12 protein-coding genes are annotated in these 11,738 nt (G+C 35.2%); 7 read left to right on the top strand and 5 right to left on the bottom strand.

Translation table 11 applies throughout. The features are described 5' to 3' along the window. The first annotated feature begins 3 nt into the window (after window positions 1–3). The 3 genes from K6119_RS13360 (at window position 4) to K6119_RS13350 (ending at window position 3,179) form a co-directional block, all read left to right on the top strand. A complete protein-coding gene (locus K6119_RS13360) occupies window positions 4–750 on the top strand; it encodes a hypothetical protein (RefSeq protein ID WP_221832480.1) in 747 nt (248 codons plus the stop codon). Window positions 751–875: 125 nt separating this feature from the next. Then, window positions 876–2,045 (top strand): hypothetical protein, encoded by a 1,170-nt coding sequence (locus tag K6119_RS13355; RefSeq protein ID WP_221832478.1) that lies wholly within the window; start codon window positions 876–878, stop codon window positions 2,043–2,045. A gap of 6 nt (window positions 2,046–2,051) precedes the next feature. Then, the gene (locus K6119_RS13350; protein WP_221832476.1) at window positions 2,052–3,179 is read left to right on the top strand and encodes a hypothetical protein; all 1,128 of its coding nucleotides are present in this window, start codon (window positions 2,052–2,054) and stop codon (window positions 3,177–3,179) included. Here K6119_RS13350 and K6119_RS13345 read toward each other — a convergent pair. Genes K6119_RS13345 through kbl form a run of 4 tightly spaced genes read right to left on the bottom strand, consistent with a single transcriptional unit; the run spans window position 3,176 to window position 6,936 of the window. Continuing rightward, on the bottom strand, window positions 3,176–3,847 hold the full coding sequence (locus tag K6119_RS13345; RefSeq protein ID WP_221832474.1) for a DNA alkylation repair protein: 672 nt from the start codon (window positions 3,845–3,847) through the stop codon (window positions 3,176–3,178). The genes K6119_RS13350 and K6119_RS13345 overlap by 4 nt on opposite strands. Next, window positions 3,848–4,576, bottom strand: coding sequence for a hypothetical protein (locus K6119_RS13340; RefSeq protein ID WP_221832472.1), 729 nt, complete (start codon window positions 4,574–4,576; stop codon window positions 3,848–3,850). Then, window positions 4,573–5,691: a ChbG/HpnK family deacetylase gene (locus K6119_RS13335; RefSeq protein ID WP_221832470.1), complete on the bottom strand. Its 1,119-nt coding sequence runs from the start codon at window positions 5,689–5,691 to the stop codon at window positions 4,573–4,575. The genes K6119_RS13340 and K6119_RS13335 overlap by 4 nt, the downstream gene beginning before the upstream one ends. 54 nt (window positions 5,692–5,745) lie before the next feature. Continuing rightward, entirely contained in the window at window positions 5,746–6,936 is a 1,191-nt protein-coding gene (gene kbl / locus K6119_RS13330) for a glycine C-acetyltransferase (RefSeq protein ID WP_221832468.1), read from the bottom strand. An 83-nt stretch (window positions 6,937–7,019) separates the two neighbouring features. Between kbl and K6119_RS13325 the strand changes: the two genes are divergently transcribed. Beyond that, window positions 7,020–7,919: a sterol desaturase family protein gene (locus tag K6119_RS13325; protein ID WP_221832466.1), complete on the top strand. Its 900-nt coding sequence runs from the start codon at window positions 7,020–7,022 to the stop codon at window positions 7,917–7,919. Here K6119_RS13325 and K6119_RS13320 read toward each other — a convergent pair. Further along, window positions 7,909–8,841: a T9SS type A sorting domain-containing protein gene (locus tag K6119_RS13320; protein ID WP_221832464.1), complete on the bottom strand. Its 933-nt coding sequence runs from the start codon at window positions 8,839–8,841 to the stop codon at window positions 7,909–7,911. The two genes, K6119_RS13325 and K6119_RS13320, sit on opposite strands and share 11 nt — an antisense overlap. Window positions 8,842–8,987: 146 nt before the next feature. On the opposite strand from K6119_RS13320, the gene K6119_RS13315 reads away from it, so the two are divergent. From K6119_RS13315 to K6119_RS13305, 3 genes are read left to right on the top strand one after another with little or no spacing between them, the layout of a single operon-like run. After that, a complete protein-coding gene (locus K6119_RS13315) occupies window positions 8,988–9,896 on the top strand; it encodes a hypothetical protein (protein ID WP_221832462.1) in 909 nt (302 codons plus the stop codon). Between the two features lie 51 nt (window positions 9,897–9,947). Beyond that, window positions 9,948–10,289: a hypothetical protein gene (locus K6119_RS13310; protein WP_221832460.1), complete on the top strand. Its 342-nt coding sequence runs from the start codon at window positions 9,948–9,950 to the stop codon at window positions 10,287–10,289. Between the two features lie 54 nt (window positions 10,290–10,343). Further along, window positions 10,344–11,732, top strand: a complete 1,389-nt coding sequence (locus tag K6119_RS13305) for an MBL fold metallo-hydrolase RNA specificity domain-containing protein (protein ID WP_221832458.1) — start codon at window positions 10,344–10,346, stop codon at window positions 11,730–11,732. Window positions 11,733–11,738: the final 6 nt, after the last annotated feature.

Genomic DNA, 11,738 nt, shown 5'->3' with positions numbered 1-11,738 from the left:
GCCGTGAAATACGTAACTACCATATTATTAATATTATCCTCTTGTGTTGTAATGGCACAAGAGGATTCTTTTTCTTCACAAAAAGACAGTGTAATAGAATACAATGTATTCAAAGAGCACGTCCCTTATTGGCGTTTAGAAAAAGCATGGAAGTTTAGTCCGTTCGACCTATTTTCTGTTGTTCCGACAGTTTCTGTAGACCATGAAGTAAAAATGACACCCGAATTGAGTTTTCAGTTTGGAGTTGGAGTTATCCCTTCATTTATGCAATTTTCTGTAGGAAATGATTGGGGTAGATTCAAAAGTATGAACGGATATCGCGTGAGATTTGAATCGCGTTTTTGGGGTTTCAAAAACCCACACTTGTACATGGCATCTGAATTATCTATGAGGCATCTTATTATTGCCAATGAAGTTACCTATGGTATGGAGCCTGATGACTTTGGGAACTTTGCCTACTTCGTAACGCAAGATGAACTTTTTAATCGCTTTACTACTCAGTTTAACCTAAAAATAGGTATGCAACGTTTAGCTGGCGACAAGGTTCTGGTTGACTTTTACGGGGGGATAAGTTTCAGAAGAAACAATGTAGATAGAATTTCTGATCCCCCTGAATTAGGTACTTCGCAAAACTTATTTTGGGGTAATATGCTTAATTGGCAATTATCTGATGGTTTTCGATCAGGTTTTGTAACACCGGTTATTGGACTAAAAATTGGCTGGCTAAAACCTGCCAGAGCCGATATTTAGGTATCTTCTTTAAAAAACACATTCTTATAACCACTTGTAATTCAGTCAAAAAATCAATTCAATAATTGATTTTAGTCAGCATTTATACCTAGTCATCCAACTACCTTGGCCAAAATTATTGGCTTATGATGCTGAAAAAGTTTTATCTACTATTTACAGTTTTGTTGGTTTCAGCAACAGTAAATTCTCAAACAATCGCAGTTGGAGATATCTATACAAGAGGTATTGATATGACTCCTGAAATTGCGGCCAAAATGACCAGAATAGAACTGGTGAAATTGGAAAAGTACGTAGTGCTAGATCAATTTGATATGGCATCTGCTATTGGAACTGATTCTTCTTTTGAAGACTGTTATGGTAGAAAATGTCTGATAAAATTAGGAGAGAAATTAGAAGTTGATCAAATACTCTCAGGTAGCTACGAAGCTATTGGTAAAAAGATCATTATCTCATTAAAACTTATTGATGTAAAATCAAAAAAATTCATTCATACCAGAACAATGGAGTTTGATGATCAACCAAAAGAACTTCCGCGCATGGTTGAAATCACCCTAAGAGAGATGTTGGGATATCCTGTAAATGAGGAAACCAAAAAAAGATTGGGTTTTGAAGAAGAATACATCACATCAAATGATGTAGGAAGAATCAACAATTCAGGTCCAAGATTTGGAATGTCTGCTGCCGTTTTAGGAGAAGTAAATAGATTCTATCAAAAAGAACGTTACGACGGAGGTTTAGGAATTTATCCGGTTGTTAGTAATATGGGATACCAATTTGAGATACAATATATCGGAACTGAAAATTTTTCAGCTCTCATTGAAATCATTCCCAACATTGGAGCAATGGAACAAGGATATTTTATTCCGTCTGTTAGTTTATTAAATGGATTCAGATTTGGACAAGCAGGATGGGAATTTGCATTTGGTCCTGCTTTTGGAATCAAGAGAGTAAAATCCGGAATCTATGAGGATGGTCAGTTCTACTCTAGCTCTGACTACAATGATATTCAATATAACATCTGGTATGCTGATTCTAACAATGTAAATCACCTCACAGGAGAGGTTTACAATCCCTATATCCCACCGGCAGAAAATACTTATAAAGATTATTTAAGATCAGACGGATGGATAAAAGGAAATGCATCTTGGGTGATGGCATTTGGAAGAACTTTTAGAGCAGGGGCTTTGAACATTCCTGTCAACATGTATTATTCAGGTAATAAATACGGCGCCATCTTCGGTGTTTCAGTAGGATTTAATGTTACCAGAAGTAAAAGTAGAATTGAACAAAACTAATAGGTCATGAAAAAATTATTGGCACTAATACTGTTTTCGCTTTTGAACACAACAATTTTCGCTCAATCAATTGCGATAGGGAAAATCAATACATACAAAGTTTATGCTGATCCCAGCATGGCTTCAAAACTGGTTCGCCTTGAATTTATAAAGCTAGAAAAGTACTCTGTTTTAGATGAATTTGATATGCTTGAAATTGACAATGTTGAACAATTTGATGACTGTTTTGCTAAGGACTGCTTATTAGATTTTGGACAACTTTTAAGTGTTGATTTTATCGTATCCGGTAGTATTGATAAAATCTCTGATAAGATTGTGGTGACTTTAAAGATGTTGGATGTAAAACAGAAAAGCATCATCAAAACAGCTACTAAGGAATTTGAAGACAATGAAGTTGAACTTCAAAGAATGATAGGTATTGTCATCAAAAACATGCATGATGTAGAAAATGATCCTGAATTAGTAAAAAGGCTGGAGTTTAAAAATGAAGTTATTACCTCTACCAATTATGATAGAGTGCGAAATTCCGGACCAAGAATTGGAATGGCATACGCTTATGGTTCATTGAATGAATTTATGACGCGTTCTGAGAACAGAGGAGGTTTAGATATAGTTCCTATGCTATCCGTTATTGGATACCAGTTTGAAGTGCAATATGTTGGTACTGAAAAATTCTCTGCACTATTTGAATTTTTACCAATGTTTTTGGGATTAGAACAGGGACAATTTGTGCCATCTTTAGCAGTAATGAATGGATTCAGATTTGGACGAGCAGGTTGGGAATTTGCCTTTGGTCCTAGTTTCGGTTTAACAAAAGAATCTTATGGTTTTTTTGATAAACAAGCGGTATTTGGTGACGCCAATTTATACTGGACAGAAAAAGATCTTTTTGCAGAAGGTTATGCATCAGATGCGTATGAAGAATACGGATATAAAATGGAACCTTTTCAGGATGTGAGAGGAGATGTAAAGTTCAGCACACGTTGGATCATGGCATTTGGACGTACTTTTTCTTCAGGATCATTAAACATACCTGTTAATGTATTTCACTCCTCTCAAAAAGGAGGTGCAATGGTAGGTGTGAGTGTTGGATTCAACATCACCAAATCAAAAAAGAAAATAAAAACTAACTAAAAATGTTTTAGTGCTTCTCTTACAGATAAATTTGATAGTTCAGCCTTGTGTTGATCCACAAATTGCAGTATAGGGTCAGCTTGATGTTTAGCATTTTCTCTCAATACCCAACCAATAGCTTTATTGACAAAAAACTCATTGGTGTCATTGAGTCTTAAAATGGTTTCAAACATATAAGGCAGATCTACATTCTCTTTTTGTTTGAGGTGAATTAAAATAGCACATCTCTGCAACCAGATGTTGCCTGACCCTACCCATTCATCAACTTTTTTATTTCGGTTATCAGGAAACTTGTCAAAGTAAACTTTCATCAATTTTGGAGCTATTGAATCAATAGTATCCCACCATGAACCATTAACTGCCATCCATTGTAAAAATTCAATATCTTCTTCCTCTTTTATGGCCTTTTTATGCTTTAAAAACAATTCCAAGGCGAAATATTGTAGTTCTCTTTGGGGACGCTCCCACAGCATTTTTACCAACTCAAACACTTCATCCGCAGAAAGTGATTTAGATTGATTCATCAATGGCTTACTAATTTCTTTTCTCAGTGGAGATTTAATTCCATAGAATTCAAAATTATTTTTCATGTAAGCCTTCATTGGCCCCGCCAATTCAGCATTTGCATGCGATTCGTAGGTACTGATTACTTTGTTATATAGTTCCATTTAAATCAAAATATAATTCAAAATTATACTCTTATTTGATTTGTCCGGCATTTCTATATTCATGATTCTTTGCAATTTCTCAGCCTCTTCTTCCGTAACATTTTGAAGATAAACGTCTACAGATTCATCTACCTCTGAATACTCAAATTTTTGAACGATAGGATTGTTACTCAAATTTTCAGAAACTTTTTGTGCAATTACATAGGGCTCTATTTTGGCAATGTAATCATCTACTGCTTCAATATTTGGCAATTCATTTACCACTTCTCTATTGGTAAGTTTTCTTTTTAAATGTTTTACCTCTAACAATAAATCGAGCAAATCATGAAAGAATTTGGATCCCAAACTTAAAAATGCGCCGGTTAATCCGCAGCCAACAAAATCTGAAACAGCCATTTTCCAGCCGTATTTGCTCCAATCAATTTGAGACCATCCCAAATCAAAAGTTTCATCATAAATTAAAAACAAGTTTGCTCTGCAGATAAATGCAAGCCCAAACCCTATCAGTAAAGATAATACCTGAACTTCTCGCAATTTTTTATTTTCCTCAACAGACATAAACTCTTCTGCTGAAGCTGAACTTGATAAGTGCCTTTTGCGATTAAAGATTCTCTTGAACACATTATCAGGAAAACTAAGTTTAATAAAGTTCACAATCTTCTCATTGATCATACTTAAAATGAGCAATACAAAAGTGACTTGTAAAAATATGTTGATGTCAATGTTCATAGGCGTTGATAAGGTATTAATTGTAATTGCATCAGATCAATATAATACTCCAGATTCAAATCTGTAAGGGCTTTAAATTCACCTTGCCGATAAGGCACAAAATCCAATCTCATTCCGTGCATTTCTGGCATTTTAGTATAATCTGCCGAAGGTTCGGCCAAATGAAAAATAAGCTCCATTGAAAACTCTTTGGTGTACCTCTTTTCACCGTAATCTCTAATTACATCAGGGAATTTTTGTCGGCGACCTTTTTTAGCTTTTTCAATTGTATTTTCATTGGCATAATGAATCCCCGTATAATCAACAGGAATAGGGTCTTTGTTTTCTTTGCTATCTACTAAGGATTTGCGCATTCCCTGATCAATGAACTGGTACAATGCATGTGTGATTACACTTTTCCCTTTGTTGTTAGTAGGATGGGTTTGACCATAAACGTACTCGCATAAAACGTCACTGTATCTTACGGATAATTTGTTGGCTTTATGCATTCTGATTAATAAGTTTCCATAGGATTGCTGCGCCAATTTTCTCCACATCCCAATTTTTATTCCTCTCTTCATTGTAGGACTCAACAATTCTCCACCTTCATAGTCCGGTAATTGCTGAATTCCTTTGAACTTTCTGTACCAGGACATAGGGCTGCGAATGGGTGTCATATATTTATGCGCCATTTCCAAAAATCCGTCAAAAAATTCAGGTATTGCATAAACAATATTGTGATGATTGTTCAGATGGTCGATTGGTTCATCTTTGAGCACATTTTTCAATGCTAAAATCTGGGCCTCTAATTCTTCTGCAATATCTTGTTTGTTAATTCCTTTGAAATTATAGTTCTGCACCAGCTGAAAATAATCAGCTTGAATTTCATGTCTTAAAGGAGAATTTGGAGGTGCTACCAAAGGCTTACCTGCGGTAATGCAAAAGTGCAATCCAATACCGAAATCATATGATTGACGTAACTCAAGTAATTTTTCAACTCGCTGTTCCCAGCCTTGAAAGGTAACAATAACAGATACAGCTGTTAGGCGTTTTTGTTGTATAGCAGAGATGATAGCATTATCAATCTCATCATAAACGCCAAAGTCATCTGCGGTTAAGATTAGTTTGTGGTTCATTGGGCAAAAGTGGTTTAACAATCACTCAATGAACAAGATATAAAAAATATCGGATTACTTTATGGCGCCCAACTCTTTACCTACTTTTTCAAAAGCATTAATTGCTTTATCCAATTGCTCTTTTGTGTGAGCTGCAGATAATTGAACTCTAATTCTAGCCAATCCTTTAGGAACAACCGGATAAAAGAATCCAATAGCATAAACACCTTCTTCTAACAATCTATTGGCAAATTTTTGAGCCAAAGGAGCATCATATAACATCACCGGCACAATTGGAGAATCACCTTCTCTAATTTCCAGGCCAATTCTTTTCATACCAGCTTTAAAGTAGTTGGTGTTATCTTCTAAGGTATCTCTTAATTCAGTAGTTGAGCTTAATAAATCAAATACTTCAATTGCAGCACCAACTATTGCAGGTGATAAAGAATTTGAGAATAAATATGGTCTGGATCTTTGACGCAACATATCTACTACCTCTTTTGAAGCTGCAGTGAAACCTCCCATGGCACCTCCTAATGCTTTACCCAAAGTAGAAGTAATGATATCAACACGTCCCATAACATTGTGATGTTCGTGCGTGCCTCTTCCGGTTTTACCAATAAATCCGGTAGCATGTGAATCATCTACCATTACAAGAGCATCATATTTTTCAGCTAAATCACAAATTTCATTGAGTTTAGCTACATAACCATCCATTGAGAATACTCCATCAGTAACAATGATTCTGTTTCTGTGTTGTTGAGCTGCTTTTAATTGCTCTTCCAAATCTGCCATATCAGAGTTTTTATATCTGTATCTGGCAGCCTTACACAACCTTACACCATCAATAATAGAAGCGTGATTTAATTCATCAGAAATAATGGCATCCTCAGCTCCAAAAAGTGGTTCAAATACACCTCCGTTGGCATCAAATGCAGCAGCATAAAGTATAGCGTCCTCCATACCCAGGAAATCAGCAATTTTCTTTTCCAGGGTTTTGTGAATATCCTGCGTTCCGCAAATAAATCTTACAGATGACATTCCATAACCATGAGAATCCAAAGCCTTTTTTGCTCCTTCAATTACTTTAGGATGTGAAGAAAGCCCTAAATAGTTATTAGCACACATAATAATTACTTCCTCACCTGAGTCAACTTTTACTTGTGCACCCTGTGGAGTAATAATAATTCTTTCTTCTTTGTAAAGCCCGGCATCTTTAATTTCAGCCAGCTCACCTTGTAATTGCTCTTTTAATTTCCCGATCATTATTTTTCGTTTATGTGACCAAAGTTACAAATATAAATGTTCATTGATTTTATCTTTGGTAAGTTACATTAAAGCTTAAAACTATGGGAGGATCATACGGAGAAACAATTGCCTCAGCATTTTCGGGATACGCAAATTATGTGTGGAGCGAAATAACTTTTCAAACCAATCCTTGGTACGCCAATTTCTTTTGGTTTTTAATCCTATTATCAGTAGTGGTATACGCACTTGAACTGGCTTTTCCTTGGAGAAAAGATCAACCGAAAATTAGAAAAGACTTTTGGTTAGATGCATTTTTTATGTTCTTTAACTTCTACATTTTCGCCTTGTTTATTACGGGATTCTATGCACTGGTTGAGCATTTTGCGAGCAACATGGGGTATTCAACTGATGCCATTGCTATCATCAATGTAAAGGAAATGCCAAAATGGTTAGGCTTGCTTATCTTTTTCATACTGAATGATTTTGTGCAATGGTTTACACATGTTCTGCTACACAGATATCAGTGGATGTGGCGTTTTCACAAAGTTCACCACTCGGTTGAACAAATGGGATTTGCTGCTCATTTGAGATATCACTGGATGGAGAACATTCTCTATAAGCCTTTAAAAACGTTAGTTGTATTATTATTAGTTGGTGGGGAGCCAAGTGACGCCTTCATTATCCATTATATTGCCATTGCAATCGGTCACATAAATCATGCAAATATTGGATTGGATTATGGTCCATTGAAGTACATCATTAACAACCCTAAAATGCACATTTGGCACCACGCTAAAGATCTACCAAAAGAGCATCCTTACGGAATGAACTTTGGTATCTCTTTAAGCATTTGGGATTATATTTTTAGAACAAGTTACGTTCCTTCTTCAGGACGTGATATCAAACTAGGATTCCCAGGAATAGAAAAATATCCAAAGAAATTTTTACAGTTAATGACTTCTGGTTTCGGTAAAACGCCGGATGAAAAGACTAGTGAGTAATTAAAATTTTCCTGGTTTCCAGGGTTCCATCAGATAATTCAATGGTTACAGTGTAAAAACCTTTGGCAAAATCAGTGGAATTGATATTTAATGAAGTGGAAAGTATAGTTTGTTCAAAAACTTGCTTTCCACTTATGTTATATACAACTACGTTCTTAGCATCTTGCGGAATATTTGTTAACTGAATAAGTGTATTTGCAGGATTAGGGAAAACATCAAATTGATTTTTTAAAGTTTCATTCGTCCCTACCGAAGTTCCTAAATTGATAAATTGAAAATCATCAATGTACATATAGGTAGAATTCACTCCTTGAAATCCACCTGATAATCCGTAAAAATCAATAACATCTAGCTTATTTGTTCCTGCACCAACTGTTGCGTTCGTAAATACAGATGTATGTAATAGGGTATCATCCTTAAAAAATTTAATCTCATCATTATCAATGTCAATCTCAAATCTAAAATTGATCCATACGTCATTTTGATATGATCCAACAACTGTAGCCGAAGCGGTACTCGGATTGTCTTGATATAATATTGTATTACTGCTGGTTAAAAAAACATCACATGCCCATCCCACTTCTTTTTGATGTTGGATATTAAAATACCCTTGATCGTGCATAAATGCGTTGAATTCAATGGCGTAATGTCCGGATGTAACACCACCACAATCATAGTACATATCTTTACTATTTGTGATTTTCATAGAATTTGAAGGACTGGAAGCATGGTCATCTGAAACTAAGGCGTCATCTGTTCCACCTAAATTTCCAGAAATAGGTTGAATTTCATTTACTTGATTGCCAACAGTTTGATTTACTGTAAGGGTATCAAAATTTTGTTCGTAGATTGTTACTTGACTGTATCCAATGCAAGTAAAGGCCAGCATAAATGCCGGTAATAATGTAGTAGAGGTTCTCATAAACGTAATTTTATCAGGCAAAGTAACTCAATACGAGCATTTTAATCATCAATCCATGACAGTTTTCTCTTTATATTTATATTAGTCTACTTTTAGAGAAAATTCTACTTTGTATTTATAATACTCCAAATTAAAAAGGATTGCCCATGAAAAAACTATTATTACTTACGTGTTTACTCGTATTGATGTTAAACATATCTAACGCTCAAAATTCCAATGATTTTGTTGAAATTCCCTGGCTTACCAAAAACATCAAACTAAAAGAAAAAGGACTTACCACCACAGGAGTTGTATTTCAATACTTACCACAATATGATATGCCCGAAAATGGAATTCGCTATGGTACCTGGATTCAAATGCGTATCAATGGTTTAGAGGGAACAGAGTCAATAGATGAGACACAGTTTTATGCATGTAAAGTTGTAATTAGTAACACTAAATCAAAAGACGAAATTTTAAATACAGGTTGGGTTGTTGTGAACGACGGAAAGGGAGCCACACTGCCTGAAGATGATAAAGATGCCAATCAATTTTTTGAACTTCCCATTTTTGTAGGATACCCTATGTATCATGGAAGCTATGAATGGGAGATTACTTTAAAAAATGTAGGAAATCATAAATACCTATCTGCTAGTGCTGCTTTTGATGTGCATTCTAATCCGGATCATTCAATAGACACTAAAAACGTAGAATTGAGTGAGGTTTACCTTGAAGTTCCTAGTGAAAACAGAGTAGTAAATAACGCCATGGTTCCGGCAGGAGCAGTTAAGTTATGGTTTGATAACATCAAAGGATTTAAAAAGTTTGGCCGCCAATATTTCGTAGGAATGGAGCTTAAAATCTTTGATGAGAATGAAGAACCTATCATCACATTAGATGACTATTTTAATGAAAATGGAGGAGTTATTACTCCTGATTCTGAACAGTTGGATTTATCTGCTGAATTTAAGCTGAGTGGTGATGCAACAGGAAAAACCGTGATTCTTTATGCCAGAATATGGGATAAAAAAGGTGAAGGAGAAGTAGTTTCAACTACTAAAGTAACAATCTACTAATTTGACTTCGGTACAATAATTGATCATATTTAGGGAAACAAACTGTTGAAAATGAAAAAATTAATTGCCTTTTTTGCTCTTTTCATTGCCTTCACTGGATTTAGTCAGGCCAATACGCTCACCGCTAAAGTTGTGGGTCCACATGCCGGTTCTAAAATAACTTTGATTAAAGCTTATTGCATTGAACGTAATAGATCTGGAGTAAGACCAATGACTAAAAATGCGCAAGGCGACTTTAAAGTTTCACTAAGAACAGGAGCTTGTGCATGCGAATTTAAAGTGCTTTACAATGGTGAGATAATTAAATTTCAAGAGACATTTAACATCAGTTCTGATACTACAATAATTTTTGGTATTCCGGTTGAAAACAATCCTGACCCAACAGGAAAATAAAGTTAGATTATACGACAAATAGAGCACATTTCTTGCTAAATTAGATGTATACATATGCAAGAAATGGAAAAGGCCAATGCTTTTAAACTGCAGTTCATTGGAGGTGCAGGAACTGTAACAGGTTCTAAAACTTTACTGTCCACAAAAGAAAAAAATGTACTCATTGATTGTGGGTTATTTCAAGGACTTAAGGAACTACGAAATTTGAACTGGGAAGATTTTCCGGTAGATCCAAAATCAATTGACAGTATTATATTAACTCATGCCCATTTAGATCATTGTGGCTATATCCCTGTTTTAGTAAAAAATGGATTTAATGGTCCCATTTATTGTACGCCAGCAACGGCAGAATTAACTGAAATCATATTACTGGATAGTGCAAAAATTCAGGAAGAAGACGCCGAAAGAGCCAAAAGTCATCATTACAGCGGACATCTTAATTGTAAGCCTTTATATACTGTAGATGAAGCAAAAAAATGCTTTGGACTTTTCAATACACATGAGTATAATGAATGGGTGTTAATTGATCATCACATTAAATTTAGTTTTCACAATGCCGGTCATATTTTAGGATCTGCAATGATTGAACTAAAAGTGGAGGATAAAGTGATTGTTTTTACCGGAGATATTGGTAGAAAAAAGCCAATGTTATTGTATCCGCCAAGTAAGATCAAAGAAGCAGATTATGTGGTCTTAGAATCCACATATGGAGACCGTACCCATGAAACTGAAAACGTAAAAAGATCTTTAAAAGAAATTATAGACGAAACATACAACAGAGGAGGAATATTGATGATTCCGTCTTTTGCAGTGGAGCGAACTCAAGAATTGATTTATTTGATTTGGCAGTTGAAAGAAGAAAATGAATTGCCAAACATCCCCGTTTATTTAGACTCTCCAATGGGCGTTAAGTCTTCCTTGGTTTTTGACAGATATCCTGAAATTCAAAACTTGCCAAAGTTTGTGGCAGATCATATGTTTGGTGCAGTAAAATACATCAGTGGATATGAGGAATCAAAAGCTGTTGTAGCAGATAGAAAACCTAAAATCATTTTGGCAGGAAGTGGAATGTTAGAGGGAGGAAGAATACTTCATTACCTCAACAATCATGGAGAAAATTCTAAAAATACTTTGCTTTTTGTAGGTTACCAAGCTGTTGGAACAAGAGGTAGAGATTTACAAAACGGAACCAAAATGGTAAAGTTTTTTGGACAATATAGGCCAATTAATTGTGAGATTAGATCTATTTCATCCATGTCGGCGCACGGGGATAGAGAAGAAATGATTGACTGGTTAAAGAACTTCAAAAAGGAACCAACAACCATCTTTTTAAATCATGGTGAACCTCATCAAACCAATGCGTTTAGGGTAATGATTGAAACAGAATTAGGATGGAATGTTGAGATTCCTAAGTTGAACGAAATTATTGAGATTGAGGAGTAATTCAAG

The organism is Paracrocinitomix mangrovi (assembly GCF_019740355.2).
Classification (GTDB): domain Bacteria; phylum Bacteroidota; class Bacteroidia; order Flavobacteriales_D; family Crocinitomicaceae; genus Paracrocinitomix; species Paracrocinitomix mangrovi.
The sequence above is the reverse complement of the archived record's forward strand: the minus strand, read 5'-3'. Positions and strand labels throughout refer to the sequence as shown.